We start from the raw sequence: 25,447 nt of genomic DNA, 5'->3' as shown, positions 1-25,447 counted from the left end.
GGGCTTCTGTCAGAGGAGGCTCGGGATCTTCTGCTCCTCCGCAAGGTTCGCGCGCCGGAACCACAGCGTCACGAACGTCGACACGATGACGATGAACAGCGAGTACAGCGCCGGGACGATCAGGATCAGCCCGATGTCGGGATTCCCGGAGAAGCTCAGCAGCACGATCGCGATCGCGAGCGGGCCGTTCTGGATCCCCGTCTCCAGACCGATCGTGCGCGCGTTCATCGGGTGCAGCCGGATCGCGCGGGCAAGCCCGTAGGCGATGGCGATGCCGAACAGGCCGAGTCCGATCGCGACCAGGTAGGTCTGCCACGGTGTGGAGGTCAGAAGCGCCCAGTTGCGCGGCACCCACGTCGCCATGAGGAACACGATGAAGAACAGCCCGAAGAACCCGCCGAGCAGTTCCATCACCGCTCCGACGTTCGCACTGAACCTCCGCACGAGCATCCCCGCGACCACCGGGATGAGGAGGGTGGCCAGGGTGACGACGATGTTGACGATCGGGATCTGCAGATCGGTCGATTCGGTGAAGATGAACGACCCGTACAGGGCCAGCATCAACGGTGTCAGCACCAGGGCCCAGAGCGTGGAGTTGGTGGTCATGATGACGCTCAGGGCGAGGTTGCCCTTCGAGAAGTAGGTGAAGATGTTCGAGGTCGTGCCCGCCGGCACGCAGCCCATCAGCAGTGCACCGATCGCCACGGGGATGGCGTACTCCCGGGGGAGCTGGAACAGCACCAGCACGACCAGCAGGTAGGACAGGAGCGGCATGATGCCGAACTGGGTGACGAGGCCGATGATGAGCCCGTAGGGCCGCCGCAGCGCCAGCTTGAAGTCGCGCGGCGTGAGCCCTGCGCCCAGGCCGAACATGATCACGAACACCAGTCCGACCAGCAGCACCTGCTCGAACGGCGTGACGACGTCCTGCTCGTCGACCACAGCCTGACCCGTGGCCAGGAACACCTCGATCATCGGGGGTCACCGCTCGGCGTCGCCGCGGGCTCCGCGCTGTCGCGGAGTTCCCGGCGGAGGATCTTCCCGATGGGGCTCTTGGGGAGCTCTTCGACGAACACCACCGACTTCGGCACCTTGTACGCCGCGAGGGTCTGCCGGCAGTGGGCGATCACCTCGGCCTCGGTGGGCGCCGACGCTCCTGCCACGACGTAGGCCCGCACCGCTTCGCCGGTCTTGTCGTCGTCGATCCCGATCACACCCACCTCGACGACGTCGGGCATCGCCGCGATGCGCTCCTCGATCTCGTTGGGGTAGACGTTGAAGCCGCTCACGATCACCATGTCCTTCTTACGATCGACGATGGTGAAGTACCCCTCGGCGTCCATCGTGGCGATGTCGCCCGTGTGCAGCCACCCGTCCACGACGGTGACCGAGGTTTCGTCGGAGCGCTGCCAGTACCCCTTCATGATCTGCGGCCCGCGGGCCACCAGCTCTCCGGCCCCGCCGATGGCGGTCTCCCGGCCCTCCGCATCGAGGCACCGCACGTCGGTGGAGGGAACGGGGATGCCGATGCTGCCGTCCTTGCCCTGCCCCCCGAGCGGATTGAACGTCAGGACGGGCGAGGACTCGGTGAGCCCATACCCCTCCACGATGGGAGTGCCGGTCACCTCCCGCCACCGGGCGGCCACGGACTCGTGAAGCGCCATTCCGCCCGCGGCTGAGGCGTGCAGATGCCGGGGAGGGCTGTCGACGAACCACCGTTCGTTCAGCAGGGCGTTGAACAGGGTGTTCACCCCGGTGAGCCACGTGATGCGGTAGTTCTCGAAGGCCCGCTTGAGATTGCTCGGTGGTCGCGGAGTGGGGATGAGGATGTTCCGTGCGCCGAGATGATGGAAGCCGAGGAGATTCACCGTGAACGCGAAGATGTGGTAGATCGGCAGCGCGGTCAGCACGATCTCCTTTCCACGCCGCATGTGCGTGCTGCACATCGTGATCGTCTGCAGGGTGTTGGCGACGAGGTTGCCGTGCGTGAGCATCGCCCCCTTGGCGATGCCCGTCGTGCCGCCGGTGTACTGCAGCGCGGCGACGGAATCGAGGTCGACGTCGTCGAGATAGGCCGCGACGGCCTCTGCGGTCTTGCGCGCACGGCCGGCCTTCAGCGCTTCCTGGAAGGGGGTGTGCGCCACGCTGATCGCAGGGAGTGAGCGATTCCAGAACCTCTGCACCATGCGGATGACTCCGGCGATGACGGGCGGGAAGAACTCGGCGATGCGTACCGTCACGATCGTGCCGATCGACGTCGAGGACAGCACCTCCGGCAGGCGGTCGGCGAACATGTCGATGATGACGAGCGTCGTCGCGCCCGAGTCGGCGAACTGCCGTGCCATCTCGGAGGCCGTGTAGAGGGGATTGGTGTTGACCAGGACGCATCCGGCCTTCAGGACGCCGAACGCGACGACGGGGTAGCTCAGGCAGTTGGGCATCTGCACGGCGACGCGGTCCCCGGCGGACAGTCCCACCACCTCCCGGAGGTACGCCGCGAAGTCGTCGGAGAGCGTGTCGACATCCGCATATGTCAGCGAGCCGTTCATGCCGTTCGGCATGCACTGGGTGAAGGCGATCGTGTCGGCGTAGTCGACGGCATCCTGCCGGAGCATCGCGGGCAGATGGGCGAACGGCGACTCCTCGAGTTCGGGAGACACGTCGGGTGGGTAGTGGGCGAGCCAGGGCCGTGGGGTCATCTTCGATCCTTTGCCGGGGGCGGGCAACGCCGGCGAACACACCGACGCTGGTGATTCATCTCGACTGTAGCCGACGCCCGCACAGGTGAACGGTCCCTCCGGGAGGGGAGGGACCGTTCGGTCTTCCGCTGCAGCTTCGTGTGGGGGTCAGCGGAAGAGGCTCGCGGTGGCGAGTTCGGCGTCGGCGTACTGCCGGCCGGCGGCGGCCAGGGCGGTGTTGATGCCGTTCAGGCTGTCTTCGACCTGGCGCTGGGTGGCGCGCCACTGGTCGACGACGGAGTGGAAGGCCACGGCGGCGCTCCCGGTCCAGGTGCCCTGCAGATGGGTCAGCTGCGCGAGCATCGACTGGGTGTCGGCCTGGATGCGGTCGATGGTGCCGCGAATGGTGGATGTCGCAGCGAGAAGGGAGTCGCTGTCGACGGAGTAGGTGGCCATGGGTGCTCCTTTTCGAAGTGGACACCCGTCACGTTAGAGAGCCGACAGGCCCTGATCCTCGGGGACGGCGAGTTCGGTGGAGAACCGCCCACGCGCGCCGATTGTGCAGGAGAGGACGACCGCGCCTCACTCCCGGGGAGGACGCGGCAGTGGTTGCGTCTCCAGCAGGAGGTGCTCGGTGGCATCCCGTGATTCGGCCAGCGGGAAACCGACCCGGAAGGTCGCACCGCCACCGGGGGTGTCGAAGACGTCGACAGATCCGTGCAGCGCGTCGACGATCGACGCGACGATCGACAGGCCGAGCCCGGTGCCGCCGGTCTCGCGGGTGCGGGAGGTGTCGGCCCTCCAGAACCGCTGGAAGATCTTGTCCTTGATCTGGTCGGGGACGCCGTCGCCGTGGTCGATCACCTCGATCCAGCCGAGGTTGGCATCGCGGTCCACTCCCACGCGCAGCTCGATCGGCGAATCATCCGGTGTGAACCGACGCGCGTTCCCCAGAAGGTTCGCGACGACCTGCCGGATGCGATTCTCGTCTCCCCAGACGACGACGGCCGAGGCTGCCGCTGCGGTGGCGGCGGTCGGCGCAGGAGCAGGCGTGGCATCGGCCGCGGCCACGGGGGTATCCGGGGCGGTTCGCGGGCGGCGGCGCAGGCGTGACAGCGAGGCTCCGCGCCGCGGGGTGGTGGCGGGGGCGGGTGATCCGCCGCGCCGACCGGTGCCGGCGGCACCCGGATCGATCTCGGACGTCAGGGCAGGGCGGAGCTCGTGGACCGTGGCATCGCGAACCGTCACCGTTCGCTGCGGAGAGGCGACGCGGGCATCGAGGCCTGCGTCGCGCGCGATCGGCACCAGATCGACCGGCGTGATCGCGACGTCCTTTCGTTCGTCGAGGCGGGCGAGGGCGAGGAGATCCTCGACGAGGAGACCCATGCGGACGGCCTCCTTCTCGATGCGCTCCATCGCCTGGCCGGTCGCCTCGTCTCCCGAGATCCCCCCCATGCGATAGAGCTCGGCGTAGCCGCGCACCGTCACCAGCGGCGTTCGCAGCTCGTGGCTCGCGTCGCCGATGAATCGACGCATCTGGCGCACCGTGGCGTCGCGTTGCGTGATCGCGGCGTCGACGCGCGACAGCATCGCGTTGATGGCGGTCTTCAGTCGCCCCACCTCGGTGGTCTTCGGTTCGATGTCGGTCATCCGCTGGCTGAAGTCACCGGCGGCGATGGCGTCGGCGGTCGTCTCGACCTGCCCGAGACTGCGGAAGGTCAGGGTCACGAGGAAGCGGGTGAGGGCAGCGGCGACGGCGATGATGATGACGGCGAGGATGCCGTAGATCGCGATGTAGTTGGCGATCGTGCGGTTCACCGATGAGACGGGGAGCGCGACCATCTCGGAGTAGACGCCGCCCCCGCCCGGGTACTCGCTGACGGCGACCGTCGCGCGGAACTCCGCCTCACCGTTACGGGAGAGGAGGGTCACGATGTTCAGCTGATTGGTCTGCGCGTCGGCGACCGGGTAGGTGGCGGGGAACGCCGGCTGGGGTTGCGTTCCCCCTCGGCCCCCCGCCGTCGTCAGCAGTTCACCGTTGCGGTCGTAGACCGCGACGAAGTAGTCCGCCAGCGGCGCACCCTGGATCGCGCGGGCCCGCAGAAACCCGTCTTCGACTCCGATGTCGATCAGCGGATCCGCGGAATCCGTGGTCGCCAGGGCCTCGACCTGAGTGTCGAGACTGGCGATGAGGCTGTTGCGGAGGAAGATCGCGGTGCCGATGCCGGCCGCGAAAAGACCGACGACCAGCAGCGCCACGGTCACGCCCGTCACCTTCGTGCGCAGACTCGTGCCGCGCCACCATCGCGTGATCGCGTCCGGCTGTTGCCCCAGGGTCTGCTCCTCGTCGTGTCCGGCGCTCGTGCGATGCGCCGTGGTGCCCGGCGTCAGACGGTCTTGCCGGCCTTCAGCATGTAGCCGAACCCGCGCTTGGTCTGGATGAGCGCCTCCGACGAATGGGGATCGATCTTGCGACGCAGGTAGGAGATGTAGCTCTCGACGATCCCGGCGTCGCCGTTGAAGTCGTATTCCCAGACGTGATCGAGGATCTGTGCCTTCGAGAGCACCCGGTTCGGGTTCAGCATGAGATACCGCAGCAGCTTGAACTCGGTCGGGGAGAGGTCGATGGAGACGTCTCCGACGCGGACGTCGTGGGTGTCCTGATCCATCGTCAGCTCGCCGGCGCGGATGACCGACTCCTCGTCGGCCTGCATCGTGCGTCGCAGGATCGCCTGGATGCGGGCGACGATCTCGTCGAGGCTGAAGGGCTTGGTGACGTAATCGTCGCCGCCGACGTTCAGGCCCGTGATCTTGTCCTCGGTCTCGTCCTTGGCGGTGAGGAACAGGATGGGGGCGGTGTAGCCGGCGCCCCGGAGGCGTTTGGTGACGCTGAAGCCGTTCATGTCGGGAAGCATGACGTCCAGCACGATGAGGTCGGGTTCCTCCTCGAGCACGGCCGAGATCGTCTGCGCACCGTTGGAGACGGCCCTGACCTGGAATCCGGCGAATCGGAGGCTCGTGATGAGCAGATCGCGGATGTTCGGCTCATCGTCCACAACGAGGATGCGGGGTGCAGTCATGCCCTCATTATGTCGAGGTGGGATACGCGCTGTCTGGATATCGCGCGGAGAGGCGGGATGCGCGGTCTTCCGCGGTCGCGCCGTCTCAGTCGAGGCTCGCCCGCACCGCGCGCGCGATCACGGGTCGGATGGCGGCGTCGGGATCGACGGTCACGCGGTGGAGCACGAGGCCGTCCGCGGCCGCCATCAGTGACCGGGACGCCTCGGCGGGGGAGCGGGCACCGACCCGTGCGAGCAGGGCGATCACCCACTCCACGTAGGCGCGGCGCTGTTCCAGGAGCGGCGCCAGCAGCTCGGGATCGGCGGCTCCCTCGAGGAAGAGCGCGAATCGGGCTCGGGTGCGGGCGGCGAACAGGCCGGTCTCGGCGGCGACCATGGCGCTGAGGGCCTCGATCAGCTGCTCGGGCGTCTCGACCGGCGGCCGCTCCGCACCGGCGAAGTCGGCGCGCTCGCTCTCGGCCAGGTGCGTGACCACGCCGGCCACGAGGGCGTCGCGCGTGCGGAACCAGTTCGACGTCGACCCCTTCGGCAGGCCCGCGCGCTCGTCCACGCGCGCATGCGTGAGGGCGCGGATGCCCTGCTCGCCGACGAGCGCGAGTGCCGCGTCGAGGGCTCTGTCCCTGGTGGTGGCCACGCTCAGAGCCTAGAGGCGCGCCCGATCACGAGGAGAAGAGGACGAAAATACGAGAGGCGTAGTGACATCCTACTAGGAAAGTAGTATCGTGCGGGTCATGGACAGGAAGACGACGAAGGCGGGGCTCGACGCGGAGTCACCGGAGATGCCTGTCGTTCCGGGCTTCGCGCACCGGTTCGTCCACATCCCGGGGCTTCGTGCGCACGTGGCGACGAGCGGAGAAGGTGAGCCGGTGCTCATGCTGCACGGCCTGCCTCAGCACTGGTGGCAGTGGCGCCGGGTCGGTCCCGCGCTCGGAGAGCGGTATCGCGTGATCTGTCCGGATGCGCGGGGCTTCGGGTGGTCTGAGGCCGCGTCGCCGCGGATCGCACGGTACTCGATGCGGGACGACGTGCTGGCGCTGTTGGACGCCCTGGAACTGGAGCGGGTGCGGCTCGTGGCGCACGACATGGGAGCGGTGGTGGCGGCACAGCTCGCCTACGCCCACCCCGAGCGCGTGAGAGCCATGGTCGTCCTCAGTGTGCCCCCGCCCTTCATGAGGCTGGGATTGGGGATGCTGCCGGCGATGCGCCATGTGCCGAAGCTGCGGTACCGCCGGGCGGGGTCGTCGCTGGACTGGGTCTTCGCGCCGCCCTACGTCGCCACCCCGATGAGTGAGCAGACGCGGCAGACCTACCTTCGCCCGCTGCGCGACCCGGCGAAGGATGCCGCGATCAGCGAGGTCTACCGCGGGCTGCTGATCGGGGGTGAGATGCCGGCGCTCGCCGCGGGCGCCTACCGTCGGCGACGTCTGGCTGTCCCGGCCCTGTACTGCTTCGGCGAGAAGGACGAACCGTTGACGGCCCCGTTCGTCCGGAAGCAGGTCGGCGATGTCTCGCGCTTCGCCGACCACGTCGAGTTCGCCGCCATTGCGGACGCCGCGCATTTCGCCACCGATGACAACCCCGACGGGGTCGTCGAGCCCATGCGGGAGTTCTTCGCTCGTGCGGCGTGATGTTCGGGCGGCGTGGCTCACCCGATCGGGAGAGGCCCCGTCTCCACCGTGAAGCGATGCCGACGAAGCCGTGCGGCGAGTGCCTCGCCCATCGCCGCCATCGGGGTGAGGACACCGCCGCCGGACGGCAGGTCGTCGAACGCGAGGGAGAGCGCCGACTCGCCCAGCATCACCGCCGTGCCGTCGTAGCCCGGATCATAGGGCGCCGAGATGCGCGTGCGCGTCGGGGTGCCGTCGACGGGATAGACATCCGACTCGACCGTGAACCGGCCGGCTTCCCTCGTCCGCGCGCTCGGTCCCTCCCCGGGTGCCGGAAGGACGCGGTCGAGGATGGCGCGGGTGGGAGGGAACAGAAGCCCCGCGACGAGGGCTCCGGTCGCCGCGGACACCGCGGCGGCGATGATGCGCCCCGACACGCCGGTCGTGGTGTCGACGACCTCGCGATAGCGCATCAGCTCGCCATAGGACCAGCCACCGAGATAGCTCGTCCGCTGCACGATCTGTTGGTTGTACGCGCCCATCACGAACGGGGCCTGCCAGATCCCGGATGTCTCGTCCAGGCGCATCCCGCGAGGGCGGCTGCTCGCCGGCAGGTGTCGAGAGGGACCGGGAGTGAGTGCGTACGGGTCGCTCACGACGCGGCGGGCCGAGGGATCTGACCGCGCGTCGAGCAGCTGCTGGCGGAGCGAGTCGATCGTCCCGCCGCTCACGCCGCCCTTGATGGTGCGCACCTGCACGGTCGCCTCGGCCAGCGGCCCGCCGCCGGATGCCGCGTGGGCGAGCCCGACGCCGAGGTCGGATGGGATCGAATCGAACCCGCACGAGTGGACGATCCGGGCCTCGGTGTCGCGGGCTGTCGCATGCGCCTCCGCGACGCTCCGCGCGGCGAAGGTGCTCTCCCCGGTGAGATCGGCGTAGGCCGTGCCCGCGCGCGCACACGCCCTCACCAGGGGGAGGCCGTGGCGCGCGTACGGACCGACGGTCGACGCGATCACGCGCGTGGACGCGGCCACCTCATCGACGGAAGCGGCGTCGTCGACATCGACGGTGAGGGTGTCCCACGGGACATCCAGCTCCCGGCGGAGGGCTGCGAGACGCTCGGGGGAGCGGCCCGCCAGGGCGATGCGCGCGCCCTCTCCGGCGCTGCGCGAGAGATGCGCGGCGGTGAGGCGCCCGACGAAACCGGTGGCACCCACCAGGACGATGTCGTACTGCCGCTCCCTGCTGTTCATGGTCCGGCTACGCCGCCGCCACCTCGTCGGCATCGAGGATCGTGTAGCTGTAGCCCTGCTCGGCGAGGAAGCGCTGGCGGTTCTGCGCGAAGTCCTGATCGACGGTGTCGCGGGCGATGAGCGTGTAGAAGCTCGCGGTGCGGCCGGATTCCTTCGGCCGCAGCAGACGCCCGAGGCGCTGTGCCTCCTCCTGACGCGAACCGAACGATCCCGAGACCTGGATGGCGACGGATGCCTCCGGAAGGTCGACCGAGAAGTTCGCCACCTTCGACACCACGAGGAGCGAGATCTCGCCCTCGCGGAATGCCCCGTAGAGCTCCTCGCGCTCGTCCACGGGGGTGGCCCCGGTGATCTTGGGTGCCTGCAGGGCGTCGGCGAGCTCGTCGATCTGATCGAGGTACTGCCCGATCACGAGGATGCGCTCGCCGGGGTGGCGTGAGACGAGCTGCCGGACGACGTCGATCTTCGCCGGTGCGGTGGCGGCGAGGCGATAGCGCTCCTCATCCGCCGCCGCGGCGTACTCCAGGCGCTCATCGGCGGGCAGGTCGACCCGCACCTCGTAGCAGACGGCGGGGGAGATGAAGCCCTGCGCCTCGATCTCCTTCCACGGCGCATCGAACCGCTTGGGACCGATGAGGCTGAACACGTCGCCCTCGCGGCCGTCCTCGCGCACGAGGGTCGCGGTCAGGCCCAGACGCCGTCGTGCCTGCAGATCGGCGGTGAGCTTGAACACCGGCGCGGGCAGCAGATGGACCTCGTCGTAGACGATGAGACCCCAGTCGAGCGCGTCGAGCAGCGCGAGGTGGGCGTACTGGCCCTTCCGCTTGGCGGTGAGGATCTGGTAGGTCGCGATGGTGACGGGCTTGACCTCCTTGGCCTGCCCCGAGTACTCGCCGATCTCTTCCGGGGTCAGGCTCGTGCGCCGCAGCAGTTCGTCGCGCCACTGGCGGGCGCTGACGGTGTTGGTGACGAGGATGAGGGTGGTCGTCTTCGTCTCGGCCATCGCGCCGGCCCCGACGAGGGTCTTCCCGGCGCCGCAGGGGAGGACGACGACGCCCGAGCCCCCGTCGGCGAAGGTCTCGACGGCTTTCTGCTGGTACGGGCGCAGGTGCCAGCCGTTCTCGGCCAGATCGATCGGATGCGGCGTGCCCGGCGTGTACCCGGCGTGGTCCTCCGCGGGCCATCCGATCTTCAGCAGCTCCTGCTTGATCTGACCGCGCGCCCAGGCGTCCACGACGTAGGTGTCGGGCGAGGGGTGGCCGATGAGGAGCGGCTGGATGCGCTTGTTCCGCGACACCTCCGCCAGCACCGCGGCGTCACCGGATCGCAGGACGAGCGTGCCCTCGTCGTCGCGTTGGATGACGAGTCGTCCGTACCGCCCGACGGTCTCGCGGATGTCGAGCGACACCGACGGCGGCACCGGGAAACGCGACCAGCGGTCGAGGGTGGCGAGCATGTCGTCGGCGGCGTGGCCGGCCGCCCGGGCGTTCCAGAGACCGAGACGTGTGATCCGGTAGGTGTGGATGTGCTCCGGCGCACGCTCGAGCTCGGCGAAGATCGCCAGCTCGTGCCGCGCGGATTCCGCCTCGGGATGGGCGACTTCCAGCAGCACCGTTCGATCGCTCTGCACGATGAGGGGTCCGTCAGCCATAGCGTTCCAGTCTACCGGTGCGGCGGGGAGACGGTCCCGCCAGGGTGGGGCGCCGGGGCTCAGGCCACGCTGCGGACGGTGACCACGTGCGAGAGCGGAAGGGTGCGTTCGACGTCGCTCGACTGATCGCGGCCGCGGAGCCGGCCGCCGCCGAATCCGGTCGCCTCCAGGGTGAAGGTGCGTTCGGCCCCGTCGGGCATGCGGACGACGACATCGATGACGGCGCGGCTGCGCACCGCCTGGACGATCTCGCGTTCGAGCCAGGCGTTCTCGGCGTCATCGCCGTGAGATCCGCGCAGCACCCGGATGAGGGCCGCGTGCGGCTCGGCCGGCGCTTCGGGACGATCGGAGCTCGGACGAACCCGATGACGCAGCACCACGGGGCGGCCGTCGTCGCCGACGGAGACCACGGGATACCGGGCGTCGCTGAGGGCCCAGGCCACCGTCTCCTGCGAGACGCCCGTCGTCAGGGCCGCGCCGTCGGCGACGAGGCCGAGGGCGCGCAGCCCCTGATCGACCGAGACGGCGTCGAGGAGCGAGGGATCGCCGCTTTCGACCATCGTGCGCTGTGTCGCTGCGTCGGTCCTCACCCTGATGAGGCCGTGCCGGGCCGCGGTGCTGTCGATCAGGTAGCCGAGCGGCTGCGGAAGGCCCGTGAGGGAGAGAGCGGTGAGGAACTCGCGGATCGACTCGGCGGTCTCGCCCTCGGTGAGCCCCGCGGTCAGCGACTCCGCGGTGAACCGATAGGTCGAGGCCTGCGCCCGCGATTCGCGAGCGGCCAGCCGGCGCAGTCGCAGCTCCAGGCGCGGGGCCAGGGGGCCCGGGGCGATGGCCGTCAGGTCTGCCTGGAGGTACACGCGGTCGATCTCGGCGGGGAGGTGCCGCGTCAGTTCGTCGGTCTGCGGGTCGTCGCCGTGGCGGAGCGACGTCGCCCACGCCGGCTCACGGGAATCGGGGGTGAGGAGACCCCACTGCAGCGCGATGCGTGCGAGGCCCTCGGAGCGGCGCTCCCACTCCGCGTCGAGCGGATAGCGTCTCGTCCACGCCGACACCGGAAGGTAGCCGCCGCTCGGAGTGCGCACGCCGGACGGCAGGGCATCACGGAACCCGGTCACGACGAGCCGCCAACGCTCGGGGGTCGAGGCCTCCAGCCACCTCGCACCGGAGTCGGAGACCGTCCAGTCGCGTCCGCTCGACGTGAGCAGGCCCGCCGCCGCGGCCGCCCCGACGATGTCGTCGAGCTCATCGGACTCGCCGAGCGCCCCGGCGTCGAGGAGCTTCCGTCGGTCGGCGGCACTGACGCCGCCCGAGGTGATGCGCGCGAGCGGCGCGTGCGACGCGGCCACGAGGACATCGGCGAGCGATCCGACGGTCGCGAACACGCGCTCGGCCGCAGCGAGGGTCTCCTCCTCCGACGCCGGCGCGGGCTCGATCTCACCCTCCACCGGTTCGAAGGCGTCGGGGAACTGCGCGCGGATGTCACGGAGGGCGCTGAGCACGGGATGCCACGGGGCGCCGTCGTCGCCCGTGAGCGCCAGTCGCGCCGACGGTGGGGTCGCCGACGCGGGGAGGGGCCTGCCGTCGACCGTCGCCGCCAGGGCGATCAGCTCACCCCGCGTGAGGTGGATCATCGCGCGATCGACCGACGTCTTCTCCAGCAGTGCGTCTGCGGCGTCGAAGAAGTCCTTCCAGGGCGCCGAGGGGGACACACCCCGGGCCAGGAAGATGTCGGCGAGCTCGCGGTCGTCGCGACCCGCGAGCCACGTCGCGAGGGCGCGCTCGTCGGAAGCCATCACCCTGCCCGGTTGGCCCGCGCCCTTCGCACGAAGCTCATGATGAGAACCGTCAGCATCAGCACGAACGCCAGAGGCGGCGCGATCCAGACGATGACACCGATCGTGGGCCAGATGCCGCCGGACATCTCCGCGCCGGCTGCCGAACCGATCATGATGGCCAGGAAGCACACGATCGACAGCAGAATCAGTCCCAGCGACATGAAGGCCAGGATGCGGTCGATCCGCCGCACCGGAAGGTCGGCGTTCGAAGTCGGCGTGCTCATCGTGGCTCAGCCTATCGGGTGCGCTCCCGCAGCGGAGATCGCAGGCGTCGCGGTGACGAGCCCGCGCGCGCCCGCGTAGGCTGGGGGAGGGCGCAACTTTGCCCGTCATCCGTCATGCCCGCGCCACGCAGGCACCGATTTCAGCGAGGTCTCATGCCCACCGGCAAGGTCAGGTTCTACGACGAGGAGAAGGGTTTCGGCTTCATCACCACCGATGAGGGCCAGGACGTGTTCCTGCACGCCACCGCGCTCCCCGCGGGCTCGGCGGCACCCAAGCCCGGTGCGCGCGTGGAGTTCGGCGTCGCGGACGGCCGTCGCGGTCTGCAGGCTCTCTCGGTGCGGGTGCTGGAGGCACCGGTGAGCCTTGCGAAGCGGTCACGCAAACCCGCCGACGACATGGCTGTCATCGTCGAGGACCTGGTGAAGCTGCTCGATGGCATCGGCGCCGATCTGCGCCGCGGCCGCTACCCCAGCTCCCCGCAGTCGAAGAAGGTCGCCGCCGTCCTCCGCAAGGTCGCCGATGACTTCGAAGCCTGAGGCCGACCCCCGGCTGCTCGAGGCTCACGACCTCGCACTCGCGGCACTTCGCGAGATCACGCCGGCCGACACGATCGGCGAGCCCGCCGATGTGCGGGTCGAAGACGACGGGGTCGTCTCACTCCGGTTCGAGAACCGCCTCAACGGGTATCCGGGGTGGTTCTGGACCGTCAGCCTCGCCCGCGTCGAGGATGCCGAGCCGACCGTGCTCGAGGTGGAACTGCTCCCCGGCGACGGCGCGCTGCTCGCCCCCGAGTGGGTTCCGTGGGCGGTGCGCCTGGCGGAGTACCAGGCCGCCCAGGCGGCCGCCGCCGACGGTGACGACGACGCCGACGAGGACGATGACGACGAGGCCGACTTCGACGACGACGCCGATGTCGACGACCTCGATGACCTGGACGCCACGGATTTCGACGAGGACGGGTCGCCCATCCTCCACGCGGGTGATCTCGACGGCGTCGACATCGACGAGCTCGCCGAGGAAGCCGACGAAGAGGACGAGGCGGACGACGCCGACTCCGAAGACGACGCCGACCCCCAGGACGACTGAGCGCCCGGGGCCGGCGCCGGAGACGACGTCACTCCGTGACGGTGAAGGTCGCCGAGAGCAGATGATCCTCGCGCGAGGACGGTCCGACCAGCAGGTCGAACTCGCCCGCCTCGACCCGCCGCTCGCCGCGCGCGTCCACCAGGCTGCACGCTGAGACCGGAAGCTCCCACGACACCTCGCGCGACTCGCCCGGTGCCAGGTCCACGCGCCGGTAGGCCTTGAGCTCGCGATCGGCCCAGCTCACCGAGGTGACGCGATCGCGCACGTACACCTGAACGGTCTCACGGGTGGGGCGGTCGCCGCTGTTGGTCACCCGCACCTGCGCGCGGACGACGTCGGTCGGCCCGACCTCGGACTCGGTGATGCGCAGATCGTCGTAGTCGACGCTCGTGTACGACAGGCCCTCGCCGAAGACGAACGCGGGGCTCTGCGTGAGGTCGGCGTACCGGTCGCCGTGCTGGCCGCGGATCTGGTTGTAGTAGGTGGGCTGCTGTCCGGCGTGGCGGGCGAACGAGATCGGCAGGCGACCGGTCGGCTCGGTGAGCCCCAGGATCACCTCGGCGATGGCACGGCCGCCTTCCATGCCCGGACTCGCGGCCCAGATCAGCGCGGCGGCCCGCTCGACCGCGGGCGGCAGGACGAGGGGCTTGGAGGCGAGGAGGACCACGACGAACGGGGTGCCGGTCGCAGCGACCGCGTCGAGCAGTGCCACCTGGGCTCCGATGAGCTCCAGCGTCGCCGTGGAGCGACCCTCGCCGACCAGCTCGATCCGGTCGCCGACCACGACCACCGCCAGATCGGCGCGGCGCGCGGCGGCCACGGCGTCGGCGATCAGCGCCGGGTCGGGCTCGGCCGGCACGACCACCTGCGGGCGCGGCTGTCCGTCGGGGAAGAACGCCCCCGCGGGGTCTTCCTCCAGGCTCAGGATGCGGGCGCCCTCCGCGCTTTCGATGACCCACGACTCCGGGGCGACCCGGGTCATCCCATCCAGCACCGTGGTGATCATCTCCCGGAGGTGTCCGTCGGGGAGCCAGTCCGCCTGTCCCGACGACCCCGCCCAGTCACCGAGCTGGGTCTGCGCGTCGTCGGCGAGGGGGCCGAGGACCGCGATCCGCCGGGGCGCGGCGTGATCCCGCGCGCGGCCGGTGTCGTCGGCTGAGGAGTCGGGCAGCAGGGGAAGTGTCCCGTCGTTGCGAAGCAGGACCAGCGAACGGCGGGCCGCTTCGAGGTTCAGGGCGGCGTGCGGTGTGCTCCCGACCGACGCCTCGATGCGCGCGCGGTCGGGGCGGCGGGGATTCTCGAACAGGCCGAACTCGAACTTCAGCAGCAGGATGCGCGCCACCGCGGGGTCGAGGTCGGACTCGGTGAGGAGCCCCCGCTCGATGGCCTCGCGTGCTCCGTCGAAGAAGCCCGGGGTCGTCATGATCATGTCGTTCCCGGCCCTGACCGCCGCCGCGGCGGCGTGGGCGTAGTCGGGCTGCACGCGCTGCTCCCAGACCATCCGCCCCACGTTGTCCCAGTCCGTGATGAGCGTGCCGGTATAGCCCCATTCGCCGCGCAGGACGTCGCTGAGAAGCCAGTCGTTGATCGTGATCGGAACGCCGTCGGTGCTCTGATAGCCGAGCATGAAGGTGCGGCATCCCTCCTTCGCCACGCGTTCGAAGGGAGGCAGGAACCAGGACCGGAGCTTCCGTCGGGAGATGTCGGCCTCGCTTGCGTCGCGTCCGCCCTGCGTCTCGGAGTACCCGGCGAAGTGCTTCGCCGTCGCCAGGATCGCCGTCTCATCGGCCAGCCCGTTGCCCTGATATCCGCGCACCATCGCCGACGCCAGCTCACCGATGAGGAAGGGGTCCTCGCCGAAGGTCTCGCCGACCCGTCCCCACCGCAGGTCGCGCGCGATGCACAGCACCGGCGAGAACGTCCAGTGGACTCCGGTGGCCGAGACCTCCTCGGCAGTCGCGCGGGCGATCTGCTCCACCAGCTCGGTGTCCCACGACGCGGCCATTCCCAGCTGGGTCGGGAAGATCGTCGCACCCTCGAAGAAGGAGTGGCCGTGGATGCAGTCCTCGCCGACGAGGAGCGGAATGCCCAGCCGGGTCTGCGCGACGAGGTCGTGTGCGCGCAGCAGCCGTTCGGGTGAGGCGTGCAGGATCGATCCCACGTGGCGCCGGAGGACCTGGTCCTCGATGTCGTCACGCGCGTCGAGCTGCATCATCTGCCCGATCTTCTCCTCCACCGTCATGCGCGACAGCAGATCGGCGATGCGTTCGGCCACCGGCCGTGCCGCATCGAGATAGAGCGGGGCGGCGATGTCGGCGGTGGTCACGGGTTCTCCTCGGATGCGGAAGCGGATGCGGAAGCGGGGACGGTTGCGGATGCAGGGACGGATGCGTGGGCGGGACGCGTTTCGGGCTGCGCGGATGCGGGGCGGACGACCGTCACGGTGTCGTTGACGTTCATGCCCTTCTTCTTCATCGCACGGGCCCGTTCGCCCGCCGAGCGGAGCCGGGGGTTGACGTACTCGTCGATGCCGAAGTTGATCAGCGAGAGTGCGACGCCGATCGCGGCGATGCACAGCCCGGGCGGCAGGTACCACCACCACTGGTTCTGTCGGAAGGCTCCCTGCGCGGACGCCCAGTTGAGGATCGTGCCCCAGTTATACGTCGTCACCGGGATGACCCCGATGTAGGACAGCGTGGTCAGGGCGAGGATCGCGGCGGTGACGGTGCCGACGAAGCTCGCGGCGATGAGCGCCATCAGGTTCGGCAGCATCTCGACGGTGATGATGCGACGCAGCGGCTCGCCGTTCGCCCGTGCCGCCTGGATGAAGTCGCGGTTGCGCAGCGACATCGTCTGGGCGCGCAGGACGCGGGCCCCCCACGCCCATCCCGTGATGCCGAGGACGGCGGCGATCACCGCCAGCGGGGGGTCGTCGAACATTGAGGCGACGATGATGATGAGAGGAAGTCCAGGGATCACCAGGAAGACGTTGGTCAGGGCGGACAGGCTTTCGCTCCGCCATCCGCGGACGTAACCGGCGATGACGCCGATGACGACGGCGATGAGCGTGGCCATGAGCGCTGCCAGGAAGCCGACCACGATGACGCCGCGCGTCCCGTGGATGACCTGGCTGAGGACGTCCTCACCGATGTGGGTCGTTCCCAGCCAGTGCTCCGCCGACGGGGGCTGGAACCGCGCACTGTTGTCGACGGCCGTGGGGGAGTAGGGCGCGAGCACGTCGGCGAAGACGGCGACGAGCACGAAGAAGCCGAGGATCGCCAGGCCCGCGATCGATTTCCGATTGCGGAACATCGCGAAGGCCGAGGCGAGCTTGGAGCCGAAGGTCGGCTCTGCCGCCGCGGGGCGGTTGTCGGGAGCATCCATTGTTCAGGCCTCCGTCTGGCGCGTGCGCGGGTCGAGGAATGCGTAGGCGAGGTCGGCGAGCAGGTTGGCCAGCAGGACCGAGATCGTGAGCACGAGGAAGACCCCTTGCATGAGGGCGTAGTCCTTGGCGTTGGTCGCATCCAGCAGCAGCTTCCCGACGCCCGGGTAGCTGAAGACCATCTCCATGACGATGGTGCCGCCGACGATGAAGCCGATCGACAGCGCGAAGCTCTGCACCTGCGGCAGCACGGCGTTGCGCGCCGCGTAGCCCCACAGCACGCGGCGGTTCGTCATGCCCTTCGCCTGTGCGACGGTGATGTAGTCCTCGTCGAGGACGGTCAGCATCATGTTGCGCATGCCGAGCATCCATCCGCCCAGCGAGGCGATGATGATCGTGACGGCCGGCAGGGTCCCATGGTGGATGACCTGGCCGATGAATTCCGGCGACCACTCGGGTGAGATCCCGACGCCGTAGGCCTTGCCGATCGGGAACCAGCCGAGGTTCACCGAGAAGACGGCGATCGCCAGCAGTCCCAGCCAGAAGTAGGGGATGGTGCTGAGGAACGTGGTGATCGGGATGAGGCCGTCCATCCGGCTGCCCCGGCGCCAGCCCACGATCGCGCCGCCGATCGTCCCGATCGCGAACGAGATGATCGTGGCGAATCCGACGAGCCCGATCGTCCAGGGGAGGGCCTGACCGATGACCTCCGTCACCGGTCGGAGCCCGTGCAGGAGGGAGACTCCCAGGTCGCCCCGCAGCAGAAGGCCCCAGTAGTCGAGGTACTGCTGCCACAGGCTCTTGTCGGTGTCCAGCCCCAGCAGCGAGCGGAGGGCCTCCGCGGCTTCCGGGCTGATGTTGCGGTTGCGGGCGAGGTACTGGGTGACCGCATCGCCTTTCATCAGGCGCGGCAGGAAGAAGTTGATCGTGATCGCCGCCCATAGGGTGAACAGGTAGAAGACGGCCCGTCCGCCGAGGAAGCGCCAGGGGATCCGCGGCCCTGAGGCCTCGGCGACGGTCGCCGTGGTGCCCTGGGTGACCGCATCGGCGGCGGAATCGCCTGCCGGGTCACCCGCGTCGGTCGGGATCTGAGGCTGGACCGCGGTCATTGCGCACCTCCGTGGATGCCGGATGCCACACCGAAGAAGGTGTCGGGATCGGGGGAAGCCGCCAGCAGCTCGCGTGTGTACGGATGCTGCGGGCGCAGGATGACCTCGTCGGCGTCGCCCCGCTCGACGACGCGTCCGTGGTTGAGGACGAGGATCTCGTCGCTGAAGTGGCGTGCCGTGGCCAGGTCGTGCGTGATGTAGAGCACGCCGAGCCCCTCCTCGCGCTGGAGGTCGGCGAGGAGGTTCAGCACGCCGAGGCGGATGGAGACGTCGAGCATCGAGACGGGCTCGTCGGCGACGAGCAGCTTCGGGCGCGACGCCAGCGCCCGGGCGATGGCGACGCGCTGACGCTGACCCCCCGAGAGCTCGTGCGGGCGCCGGTCGATGACGGCATCCGGGTCCAGCCGCACCCGATCCAGCAGGCGGCGCACCTCGCTGTCGACCTCACCGGCGGGCACGACCTCGTGCAGGCGCAGCGGCCGCTGGAGGTGGTAGCGGATGGAGTGGTAGGGGTTCAGGGAGGCGAAGGGGTCCTGGAACACCATGCGCAGCTGTTGACGGTACGCGCGAAGCGCGCGTCCGCGGCGCGGGATCGGCCGCCCGTCCAGGCGCACCTCGCCGCTCGTCGGCGTCTCGAGCTGGGTGAGGATCTTCGCGATCGTCGACTTGCCGCTGCCGGATTGGCCGACCAGGCCGATCGTCCGGCCCGACTCCAGCCGGAAGCTGACATCGTCCAGGGCGGTGATCTGCCCGGCGCCGCGCACGGCGTAGCGCTTGGTGACGGCGTCGAATTCGAGGACGGTCATCGCCGCACCACCCCCCGCTCGCCGGTGAGCCGGGGGAAGGAGCCCAGGAGCGTCCGGGTGTACTCGTCCTGCGGATCGGTCCAGATCTGCTCGGCGGTGGCGAGCTCCACGATGCGCCCCTCGCGCATGATCGCGATGCGGTCGCTGATCTCGAGCAGAAGGGGGAGGTCGTGGGTGATGAAGATCACCGAGAAGCCGAATTCGTGGCGGAGGGCCGAGATCTGACGGAGGATCTCGCGCTGGACCAGCACGTCCAGCGCCGTCGTCGGCTCATCCATGATCATCAGCTGGGGCCGGAGGGCGAGAGCCATCGCGATCATCACGCGTTGGCGCATGCCGCCGGAGAGTTCGTGGGGGAAGGAGCGTCGCCGCTGCGCACCGACCTTGACGATGTCCAGCAGCTCGGCGGCGGCGCTGCGCCGCTGCGCGCGGGTCATCTCGGGGCGGTGCACCTCGAAGACATCCTCGAGCTGCGACCCGACGGTGGCGACGGGATTGAGGGAGTTCATCGCCCCCTGGAAGACCATCGAGATCTTGTCCCAGCGGAATCGCCGCATCTCCTCGGCGTCGAGGTGATTGACGTCGATGTCGTCCCCCGAGGCGTCGTGGAAGACGACGGTGCCGTCGGTGATGACCGCCGGGGGCTTCAGCAGTCGCTGTACGCCGTAGGCGAGGGTGGTCTTGCCGCAGCCGCTCTCACCGGCGAGGCCGAGGATCTCGCCGCGGCGGAGCTCGAGGGTGATGTCGGAGACGGCCCGAACGGGGGGATCGACGTCGTAGACGACGGAGAAGTCGCGGACGGAGAGCAGGGTGTCGCTCATCGGTGCGTGCTCGCTTTCGTGATGCCGGGCCCGGGCGGGACGGGAGCGCGGGCTCCCGCCCCGCCCGGACGGTTCAGCCTGCCGGCTGCAGCTTCGTCAGGATCTGGACGATTCCGGGCTGCGTCGGGTCGGCCGAGGCGTACTGGTCGTCATCCGTGGGGAATCCGACGTAGCTGCGGGTGTTGTACTGGCCCAGCAGCGGGTGCGATCCGAGCGGGATGGCCGGCACGTTCTCCACGAACGCCCGCTGCATCGTCTCCAGCGCCGCCTGGCGCTCGTCCTCGGACGCGGTGTTGGCGTAGGTGTTCAGGGCCTCGGTCACCGCGGGGTCCTCGAAGCGACCGAAGTTGAACTGCGCGCGGTCGTCGACGATCCACTTCGGGTCCATCGTCGAGGTGTACAGCCCGTAGGCGTTGCCGGTGTCCTCGAGCCAGTGGATGATCGCCTGGAAGGTGCCCTCCTGACGGGCGGCGTCCCAGCCGCCCCAGTCCGGCTGGTCGACCTGGACCTCGATGCCGAGGGCCGCGTCGAGCTCTTCGGCGAGCAGGGCCTGCTCGGTGTTCCAGTCGCTCCAGCCCGCGGGAACCGAGATCGAGAACGACACCGCCTCGCCGTCGGGATCGATGAGGGTGTCGTCCTCCCAGGTGTAGCCGGCCTCGCTGAGGATGTCGCGCGCCTTGTCCACGTCGACCGCATACTCCTGGTCGGCGAACTCCGGCAGCACCTCGTTCTCGAGCAGGTTCCCGAGACCGGTGACGCTCCAGACCGCCTCGCTCGCGCCTTCACGGGCGATGTCGACGTAGGCCTGACGGTCGATGGTCCAGGCCAGGGCTTCGCGCAGGGCCGGGTCGTCGAAGGGCTCGGCCTGCAGGTTCATGAAGAGCGTGCCCGAACCGGCGGTCGGCGAGACGAGGTAGTGGTTGTCCTCGTCGGCGGCCAGGTAGCTCTCCTGGATCTGCGGGATGAAGGCCTGCGCCCAGTCGGCCTCGCCCGAGACGAGAGCGGTGGTGAGGGCCGCGTTGTCTCCGTAGGAGACGTAGTTCAGCGCGGGAACGGCCAGCTCGCCGCCCCAGTAGTCGGGGTTGGCGGTGAGGGTGACCGATTCGGTGGACCAGTTGTCCAAGACGTACGGGCCGGTTCCCACAGCCAGGCCCTCGCCGGTCAGCGGGTCGGTGTTGGGGTCGTCGATGTTCTCCCAGATGTGCTTGGGCACGATCGGGGTGTGCAGCACGCGAGCCTGCGAGACGAACTTCGAGTCCGCGAACGTCAGCGTGATGGCGTCGCCGTCGACCGTGGCGCCCTCGTACTTCAGGCCCGAGGTGTCGGCCAGACGGCCGTCGAGGAACTGGTCGAAGGTGAAGACGATGTCCTCGCCCGTGAACGGCGTGCCGTCGCTCCAGGTCACTCCGCTGCGGGGGACCACGGTCAGCTGGGTGTAGTCGTCGTTCCACTCGACCGACTCGGCGAGCCACGGAGTGGTGCCGAGGTCGCCGGTCGGGTTGACCAGGGCCATGGGCTCGAAGATCACCTTCGCGTAGCCGTACTTCGACGCCGACGAGTCGCCGAGGAACGGGTTGTGCGATTCGGTCGTGATCGCACCGTCGGGCTTCGCGATGGTCAGCGCGGCGCCCGACTCCGCGGAGCCGGTGTCGCTGCCGCCGCCGGCGCAGCCGGTGAGTGCGAGCGCCGTGATGATCCCGGCGGCGCCTAGTGACGTTCTGAGCCTCATTGCTTCTCCTTCTGCACGACACCGTGCGGGTTCTCGGCCGCGGCTGTCCGACGGCTGGCGAGTGATTGCCTCAGAAACTTACAATCAAGTAAGTAAGTTTTGCAAGCGCGTCTGCCGGACCACGACCGGGGGTCTGCGTAGACTCTGAGCCGGATCGCGAGAGGGGGTGCGAGATGACGACGACGCAGCGACGGCAGCCGCGTTCACGTCCGGCGACGCTGGCGCGCAAGCGCGACATCCTCGATGCCGCGGTCGAGATCTTCGGCAGCAAGGGCTTCGCCGCCGGCACGCTGCAGGACATCGCCGATCAGGTGGGCATGACCCACGCGGGGATCCTGCACCACTTCGGGTCGAAGGATCAGCTGCTGCTCGAGGTGCTGCGGCACCGCGATGAGACCGACGTCGCCGACCTCGAGGAGCAGCACATGCCCGACGGGCTGGAGCTGTTCCGGCATCTCGTGCAGACGGCCTTCGTCAACGCCCAGCGCGCCGGCATCGTGCAGGCCTACGTGGTGCTCTCGGCCGAGTCCGTCACCGACGACCATCCGGGGCGGGTGTACTTCGAGAAGCGCTACGAGACCCTGCGCCGAGAGGTTGCCCAGGCCTTCCGCGTGGTCTGCGCCGAGCGGGGGATCACCGCACCTGACACGATCGGGCTCGCCTCCGCGAGCATCCTCGCCGTCATGGACGGGCTGCAGGTGCAGTGGCTTCTCGACCCCCAGAACGTGGATCTGGGACAGGCGTCGGCGTTCGCCATCGAGGCGATCCTGGCCTCGGTGCTTTCGACAGAGCCCCTTCAGCCCCGGCTGGCGTAGCTCAGAGTCGCTCGAGCGTGTAGTCGATCGCGCGGATCAGGGTGCGGACGTCGTCGGGTTCGATCGAGACGAACGTGGCGACCCGCAGCTGGTTGCGGCCGAGCTTGCGGTACGGCTCGGTGTCGACGATCCCGTTCGAGCGAAGGCTCGCCGCCACCGCGGCGGCATCCACGGTGTCGTCGAAATCGATCGTCACCACGACCGGGGATCGGTCGGCCGGGTCTTCGACGAAAGGCGTGGCGACCGACGACGCCTCGGCCCACTCGTAGAGCGCCCCCGACGACTCGCGCGTCCGCGCGTCGGCCCACGCGAGGCCGCCGCTGTCGAGGATCCATGCGAGCTGCTCGTCCAGCAGCACGAGGGTCGCCACGGCGGGGGTGTTGAGCGTCTGCTGCAGGCGGGAGTTGTCCAGCGCGTTCTTCAGACTCAGGAACTCGGGGATGTAGCGATCCGAGGCGCCGATGCGCTCGATCCGCTCGATCGCGGCCGGGGAGACCGCGGCGAACCACAGACCGCCGTCCGAGCCGAGGTTCTTCTGCGGGGCGAAGTAGTACACGTCCGCCTGCGACATGTCGAGGTCGATCCCGCCCGCGGCGCTGGTCGCATCGATGACCGTCAGCGCTCCGTCGTCGCCGACGACGCGTTCGACGGGTGCGGCGACGCCGGTGGAGGTCTCGTTGTGCGGCCAGGCGTACACATCGACGCCGTCGACGGCCTCCGGCCGGGCGCGGCCGCCCGGGTCGGCGGTGCGGACGTCCGGCGCCTGCAGCCAGGGGGCGCGCGCGGCGGCCGCGAACTTCCCGCCGAACTCGCCGAAGACGAGGTTCTGGCTGCGCCGCTCGATCAGTCCGAACGCCGCGGCGTCCCAGAACGCGGTCGAGCCGCCGTTGCCGAGGAGGATCTCGTAGCCGTCGGGCAGCGAGAAGAGGGAGGCCAGTCGCTCGCGCACCGACCCCACGAGGTTCTTCACGCCCGACTGGCGGTGCGAGGTGCCCAGCAGGGTCGCGCCGCGGGTGACGAGTGCCTCGAGCTGTGCACCGCGGACCTTCGACGGACCGCAGCCGAAACGGCCGTCGGTGGGCAGCAGGTCGTGGGGCAGTGCGACGTGGGCCATGCGAGTGATTCTAGGGATGTCGCGTGCGCGCCGTTTCCGCCTGGGCGCCGGCCCGGGCTCGGCGTCGGTGACGACGACTAGGCTGGAAACGCCCCTGAGACCCGCGAGGACACCGCCACATGACCGACCTCATCGACACCACCGAGATGTACCTGCGGACCATCCTCGAGCTCGAGGAGGAGCGGATCGTGCCGCTGCGTGCGCGCATCTCCGAGCGCCTCGGTCACTCGGGCCCGACGGTGTCGCAGACGGTGGGGCGGATGGAGCGCGACGGTCTGGTCGTCGTGTCCGAAGACCGCCGGCTCGAGCTGACCGATGCGGGGCGTCAGAAGGCCGTCGACGTCATGCGCAAGCACCGTCTTGCTGAACGGCTCCTCTCCGACGTCATCGGGCTCGACTGGGCCTACGTCCATGAAGAGGCCTGCCGCTGGGAGCACGTCATGAGCGAGCAGGTCGAACGGCGTCTCGTCGAGCTGCTCGGCCACCCCACGGAGTCTCCGTACGGCAACCCGATCCCCGGGCTCGACCAGCTGGGAGACGTCCCGGCGAACACCTTCGAACAGGGCGTCATCGGACTGGTGACCAAGCTCAACGCGGCAGGAGGTCCGTTGCGCGGCACGGTGCGACGCCTGGCCGAGCCCGCCCAGGTCGACCCCGAACTGCTGCAGCAGCTGAAGGCGGCCGGCGTCGTTCCCGGCGGTACCGGCAGCTACCGCTACAGCGAGGGTTACGTGCTCGTGGAGATGGACGACAACGACGAAGCGCTGGAGCTTCCCGTCGAGGTGGCGTCGCACATCTTCCTCGTCGACGACGAGGTCCAGATCCTCGCAACGTGACTTATTCGTTACCTTCGGGTAGCCTCTGAGGGTCCACAGGCGAGAAGCCCGCCGACGGACTCCGCGTGAATTGCCTCATCGGCTCGTCGTTCACGCGGCCCGCCCCGCACATCGTGCCCCCACACTGAGTGTCGACGAGCCAGCGCAGGAATGCGCGGAGGCGCCGGAGGACAATGGCCGATCTAGACAACACCCCCGATTCCCCGTCGGCGACCGACGGACCGGGGCTCGAACGCCGAGACCGCACCCGACGCAAGCCCGCGGCTCGCACCAGCACTCTGAAGACCGCCCGCCCGGCGGTCGCCGCTCCGCCGAAGAGCCGACGGCCCCGAAACGGCCGGAAGCCGGCGCGCACCCTCGTGATCCTGACGATGGTCGGTGGCCTCATCGCCACCGTGGCGCTGCCCGCCTACGCCGCGGTCGAGAGCGCCACCGCCGATCCGATGACCCTGCAGCAGGTGGCCGTGGACGACGCCCAGTCGCTCGTGGTCGCCTCCGACGCGGGCGCGGCGGAACTCTCCCGCAGCAGCTACTCCGCCACCACCGCGGAGGAGATCGAGAAGAAGAAGGCCGAGGAGGCCGCCGCGGAGCGTGCGCGTATCGCGGCCGAACTCGCCGCGTCGGCGGCGTCGTCGTCCTCGTCTTCGTCGGGCTCCCGTGCCAACGTCGACCTCACCATGGTGGCTCCGGGCACCGGCGAGGTGCGCTGGCCGCTCTCGGGATTCACCGTCGGCGACCGCACCTTCGCGCGCGGCGGCGCCCACATGGGCACCGACATGCTCGCGCCCTGCGGTGAGCCGCTGTTCGCCGCAGCGGCCGGCGTGGTCCGTGTCTCCCAGGAGAGCTACGGCGGCTACGGCGTCGCCGTCACCATCGACCACGTGATCAACGGCCAGCGAGTCTCGACGCTCTACGGGCACATGACCTACGGCAGCCGCGCCGTCCAGGCCGGCCAGACCGTCTCGGCCGGGCAGATCATCGGCCTCGTGGGCAGCACCGGGCGCTCGACCGCCTGCCACCTGCACTTCGAGACCTACATCAACGGCTCCGTCGTCGACTCCTACGAATGGCTGCTCGCAAACGCGGGATGACACGAAGCAATCACTGACGAAGGGCGCCGGGGCATCCCCGGCGCCCTTCGTCGTTCGTCGACACGTCACGCGATGTTCACGTCGCTGAACCCCCGGGCGTGTCGCGTGCATTACCCTGAGGTCAGCTGACGCTCTAGAGAAGCGGAGGGAGCCGATGGACGGCGCACCACGTATCCGAACCATGGATGCATTGGGCATGTTCGTCCTTCGGCATCATGTCGATGGAGGCCACGGGATGACCGTGGCGCCGAGGCGCTGTCTGTAGACAGCGCCTTTTTTCATGCCCTCAGCCCCTCGAAACGTCACGAGTCGAATAACCGTGAAAGCCG

Annotated in this window: 23 protein-coding genes; 6 read left to right on the top strand and 17 right to left on the bottom strand. The window is 69.4% G+C overall.

What is annotated here, in order from left to right:
• Window positions 1–9: 9 nt before the first annotated feature.
• From FBY40_RS13415 to FBY40_RS13390, 6 genes are all read right to left on the bottom strand, one after another.
• Complete coding sequence (locus FBY40_RS13415) at window positions 10–975, bottom strand: bile acid:sodium symporter family protein (RefSeq protein ID WP_141939304.1); 966 nt, start codon at window positions 973–975, stop codon at window positions 10–12.
• Window positions 972–2,699 carry an AMP-binding protein gene (locus FBY40_RS13410; protein ID WP_141939303.1) on the bottom strand — a complete coding sequence of 576 codons (1,728 nt, stop codon included), beginning with the start codon at window positions 2,697–2,699 and terminating at the stop codon, window positions 972–974. The genes FBY40_RS13415 and FBY40_RS13410 overlap by 4 nt, the downstream gene beginning before the upstream one ends.
• Window positions 2,700–2,846: 147 nt before the next feature.
• Window positions 2,847–3,134, bottom strand: coding sequence for a WXG100 family type VII secretion target (locus FBY40_RS13405; protein ID WP_141939302.1), 288 nt, complete (start codon window positions 3,132–3,134; stop codon window positions 2,847–2,849).
• A gap of 126 nt (window positions 3,135–3,260) precedes the next feature.
• Window positions 3,261–4,943: a sensor histidine kinase gene (locus tag FBY40_RS13400; protein ID WP_141939301.1), complete on the bottom strand. Its 1,683-nt coding sequence runs from the start codon at window positions 4,941–4,943 to the stop codon at window positions 3,261–3,263.
• Window positions 4,944–5,065: 122 nt separating this feature from the next.
• Entirely contained in the window at window positions 5,066–5,758 is a 693-nt protein-coding gene (locus FBY40_RS13395) for a response regulator transcription factor (protein ID WP_124293769.1), read from the bottom strand.
• 85 nt (window positions 5,759–5,843) lie between these two features.
• Window positions 5,844–6,392 (bottom strand): TetR/AcrR family transcriptional regulator, encoded by a 549-nt coding sequence (locus FBY40_RS13390; protein WP_141939300.1) that lies wholly within the window; start codon window positions 6,390–6,392, stop codon window positions 5,844–5,846.
• 97 nt (window positions 6,393–6,489) lie between these two features.
• Here FBY40_RS13390 and FBY40_RS13385 point away from each other — a divergent pair, with 97 nt between their 5' ends.
• A complete protein-coding gene (locus FBY40_RS13385; RefSeq protein ID WP_141939299.1) occupies window positions 6,490–7,386 on the top strand; it encodes an alpha/beta hydrolase in 897 nt (298 codons plus the stop codon).
• 17 nt (window positions 7,387–7,403) lie between these two features.
• Here the strand turns inward: FBY40_RS13385 and FBY40_RS13380 are convergent, their stop codons facing one another.
• From FBY40_RS13380 to FBY40_RS13365, 4 genes are read right to left on the bottom strand one after another with little or no spacing between them, the layout of a single operon-like run.
• Window positions 7,404–8,618, bottom strand: a complete 1,215-nt coding sequence (locus tag FBY40_RS13380; protein WP_141939298.1) for a saccharopine dehydrogenase family protein — start codon at window positions 8,616–8,618, stop codon at window positions 7,404–7,406.
• A gap of 7 nt (window positions 8,619–8,625) precedes the next feature.
• Window positions 8,626–10,269, bottom strand: coding sequence for a DNA repair helicase XPB (locus tag FBY40_RS13375; RefSeq protein ID WP_124293767.1), 1,644 nt, complete (start codon window positions 10,267–10,269; stop codon window positions 8,626–8,628).
• 59 nt (window positions 10,270–10,328) lie between these two features.
• Complete coding sequence (locus FBY40_RS13370) at window positions 10,329–12,062, bottom strand: helicase-associated domain-containing protein (RefSeq protein ID WP_200829989.1); 1,734 nt, start codon at window positions 12,060–12,062, stop codon at window positions 10,329–10,331.
• Window positions 12,062–12,328, bottom strand: coding sequence for a multidrug ABC transporter ATPase (locus FBY40_RS13365; protein WP_124293765.1), 267 nt, complete (start codon window positions 12,326–12,328; stop codon window positions 12,062–12,064). Before FBY40_RS13365 ends, FBY40_RS13370 begins: the two co-directional genes overlap by 1 nt.
• A gap of 153 nt (window positions 12,329–12,481) precedes the next feature.
• On the opposite strand from FBY40_RS13365, the gene FBY40_RS13360 reads away from it, so the two are divergent.
• Both FBY40_RS13360 and FBY40_RS13355 read left to right on the top strand, forming a co-directional pair.
• Window positions 12,482–12,865 (top strand): cold-shock protein, encoded by a 384-nt coding sequence (locus tag FBY40_RS13360; protein WP_141939296.1) that lies wholly within the window; start codon window positions 12,482–12,484, stop codon window positions 12,863–12,865.
• Window positions 12,849–13,415, top strand: a complete 567-nt coding sequence (locus FBY40_RS13355; RefSeq protein ID WP_141939295.1) for a DUF3027 domain-containing protein — start codon at window positions 12,849–12,851, stop codon at window positions 13,413–13,415. The genes FBY40_RS13360 and FBY40_RS13355 overlap by 17 nt, the downstream gene beginning before the upstream one ends.
• A gap of 28 nt (window positions 13,416–13,443) precedes the next feature.
• Here FBY40_RS13355 and FBY40_RS13350 read toward each other — a convergent pair whose 3' ends face one another.
• The 6 genes from FBY40_RS13350 to FBY40_RS13325 form a co-directional block, all read right to left on the bottom strand.
• A complete protein-coding gene (locus FBY40_RS13350) occupies window positions 13,444–15,741 on the bottom strand; it encodes a glycoside hydrolase family 3 N-terminal domain-containing protein (RefSeq protein WP_141939294.1) in 2,298 nt (765 codons plus the stop codon).
• Window positions 15,738–16,799 carry an ABC transporter permease gene (locus tag FBY40_RS13345; RefSeq protein ID WP_235014892.1) on the bottom strand — a complete coding sequence of 354 codons (1,062 nt, stop codon included), beginning with the start codon at window positions 16,797–16,799 and terminating at the stop codon, window positions 15,738–15,740. Before FBY40_RS13345 ends, FBY40_RS13350 begins: the two co-directional genes overlap by 4 nt.
• Window positions 16,800–16,802: 3 nt before the next feature.
• Window positions 16,803–17,906, bottom strand: a complete 1,104-nt coding sequence (locus FBY40_RS13340) for an ABC transporter permease (RefSeq protein ID WP_141939293.1) — start codon at window positions 17,904–17,906, stop codon at window positions 16,803–16,805.
• A complete protein-coding gene (locus FBY40_RS13335) occupies window positions 17,903–18,712 on the bottom strand; it encodes an ABC transporter ATP-binding protein (RefSeq protein ID WP_141939292.1) in 810 nt (269 codons plus the stop codon). The genes FBY40_RS13340 and FBY40_RS13335 overlap by 4 nt, the downstream gene beginning before the upstream one ends.
• Window positions 18,709–19,533 carry an ABC transporter ATP-binding protein gene (locus FBY40_RS13330; RefSeq protein ID WP_141939291.1) on the bottom strand — a complete coding sequence of 275 codons (825 nt, stop codon included), beginning with the start codon at window positions 19,531–19,533 and terminating at the stop codon, window positions 18,709–18,711. Before FBY40_RS13330 ends, FBY40_RS13335 begins: the two co-directional genes overlap by 4 nt.
• A gap of 73 nt (window positions 19,534–19,606) precedes the next feature.
• Window positions 19,607–21,262: an ABC transporter substrate-binding protein gene (locus FBY40_RS13325; RefSeq protein WP_124293758.1), complete on the bottom strand. Its 1,656-nt coding sequence runs from the start codon at window positions 21,260–21,262 to the stop codon at window positions 19,607–19,609.
• Between the two features lie 173 nt (window positions 21,263–21,435).
• Here FBY40_RS13325 and FBY40_RS13320 point away from each other — a divergent pair, with 173 nt between their 5' ends.
• Window positions 21,436–22,077: a TetR/AcrR family transcriptional regulator gene (locus FBY40_RS13320; RefSeq protein ID WP_124293757.1), complete on the top strand. Its 642-nt coding sequence runs from the start codon at window positions 21,436–21,438 to the stop codon at window positions 22,075–22,077.
• A 1-nt stretch (window position 22,078) separates the two neighbouring features.
• Here the strand turns inward: FBY40_RS13320 and serC are convergent, their stop codons facing one another.
• Window positions 22,079–23,191: a phosphoserine transaminase gene (gene serC / locus FBY40_RS13315; RefSeq protein ID WP_141939290.1), complete on the bottom strand. Its 1,113-nt coding sequence runs from the start codon at window positions 23,189–23,191 to the stop codon at window positions 22,079–22,081.
• 119 nt (window positions 23,192–23,310) lie between these two features.
• Between serC and FBY40_RS13310 the strand changes: the two genes are divergently transcribed.
• Both FBY40_RS13310 and FBY40_RS13305 read left to right on the top strand, forming a co-directional pair.
• Complete coding sequence (locus FBY40_RS13310; RefSeq protein WP_124293755.1) at window positions 23,311–24,027, top strand: metal-dependent transcriptional regulator; 717 nt, start codon at window positions 23,311–23,313, stop codon at window positions 24,025–24,027.
• Window positions 24,028–24,200: 173 nt separating this feature from the next.
• The gene (locus FBY40_RS13305) at window positions 24,201–25,118 is read left to right on the top strand and encodes a M23 family metallopeptidase (protein ID WP_141939289.1); all 918 of its coding nucleotides are present in this window, start codon (window positions 24,201–24,203) and stop codon (window positions 25,116–25,118) included.
• The last annotated feature ends 329 nt before the right edge of the window (window positions 25,119–25,447 follow it).

The organism is Microbacterium sp. SLBN-154 (assembly GCF_006715565.1).
GTDB lineage: Bacteria > Actinomycetota > Actinomycetes > Actinomycetales > Microbacteriaceae > Microbacterium.
Note: the sequence above shows the minus strand (reverse complement) of the source record. Positions and strands in the feature narration are given on the sequence as shown.

Bases quoted from the DNA above. Each gene is read 5' to 3' on its own strand.
- FBY40_RS13415 (WP_141939304.1), bottom strand. From the start codon at position 975: ATGATCGAGGTGTTCCTGGCCACGGGTCAGGCTGTGGTCGACGAGCAG.
- FBY40_RS13410 (WP_141939303.1), bottom strand. From the start codon at position 2,699: ATGACCCCACGGCCCTGGCTCGCCCACTACCCACCCGACGTGTCTCCC.
- FBY40_RS13405 (WP_141939302.1), bottom strand. From the start codon at position 3,134: ATGGCCACCTACTCCGTCGACAGCGACTCCCTTCTCGCTGCGACATCC.
- FBY40_RS13395 (WP_124293769.1), bottom strand. From the start codon at position 5,758: ATGACTGCACCCCGCATCCTCGTTGTGGACGATGAGCCGAACATCCGC.
- FBY40_RS13385 (WP_141939299.1), top strand. From the start codon at position 6,490: ATGGACAGGAAGACGACGAAGGCGGGGCTCGACGCGGAGTCACCGGAG.
- FBY40_RS13380 (WP_141939298.1), bottom strand. From the start codon at position 8,618: ATGAACAGCAGGGAGCGGCAGTACGACATCGTCCTGGTGGGTGCCACC.
- FBY40_RS13375 (WP_124293767.1), bottom strand. From the start codon at position 10,269: ATGGCTGACGGACCCCTCATCGTGCAGAGCGATCGAACGGTGCTGCTG.
- FBY40_RS13370 (WP_200829989.1), bottom strand. From the start codon at position 12,062: ATGGCTTCCGACGAGCGCGCCCTCGCGACGTGGCTCGCGGGTCGCGAC.
- FBY40_RS13365 (WP_124293765.1), bottom strand. From the start codon at position 12,328: ATGAGCACGCCGACTTCGAACGCCGACCTTCCGGTGCGGCGGATCGAC.
- FBY40_RS13360 (WP_141939296.1), top strand. From the start codon at position 12,482: ATGCCCACCGGCAAGGTCAGGTTCTACGACGAGGAGAAGGGTTTCGGC.
- FBY40_RS13355 (WP_141939295.1), top strand. From the start codon at position 12,849: ATGACTTCGAAGCCTGAGGCCGACCCCCGGCTGCTCGAGGCTCACGAC.
- FBY40_RS13345 (WP_235014892.1), bottom strand. From the start codon at position 16,799: ATGGATGCTCCCGACAACCGCCCCGCGGCGGCAGAGCCGACCTTCGGC.
- FBY40_RS13340 (WP_141939293.1), bottom strand. From the start codon at position 17,906: ATGACCGCGGTCCAGCCTCAGATCCCGACCGACGCGGGTGACCCGGCA.
- FBY40_RS13335 (WP_141939292.1), bottom strand. From the start codon at position 18,712: ATGACCGTCCTCGAATTCGACGCCGTCACCAAGCGCTACGCCGTGCGC.
- FBY40_RS13330 (WP_141939291.1), bottom strand. From the start codon at position 19,533: ATGAGCGACACCCTGCTCTCCGTCCGCGACTTCTCCGTCGTCTACGAC.
- FBY40_RS13325 (WP_124293758.1), bottom strand. From the start codon at position 21,262: ATGAGGCTCAGAACGTCACTAGGCGCCGCCGGGATCATCACGGCGCTC.
- FBY40_RS13320 (WP_124293757.1), top strand. From the start codon at position 21,436: ATGACGACGACGCAGCGACGGCAGCCGCGTTCACGTCCGGCGACGCTG.
- serC (WP_141939290.1), bottom strand. From the start codon at position 23,191: ATGGCCCACGTCGCACTGCCCCACGACCTGCTGCCCACCGACGGCCGT.
- FBY40_RS13310 (WP_124293755.1), top strand. From the start codon at position 23,311: ATGACCGACCTCATCGACACCACCGAGATGTACCTGCGGACCATCCTC.
- FBY40_RS13305 (WP_141939289.1), top strand. From the start codon at position 24,201: ATGGCCGATCTAGACAACACCCCCGATTCCCCGTCGGCGACCGACGGA.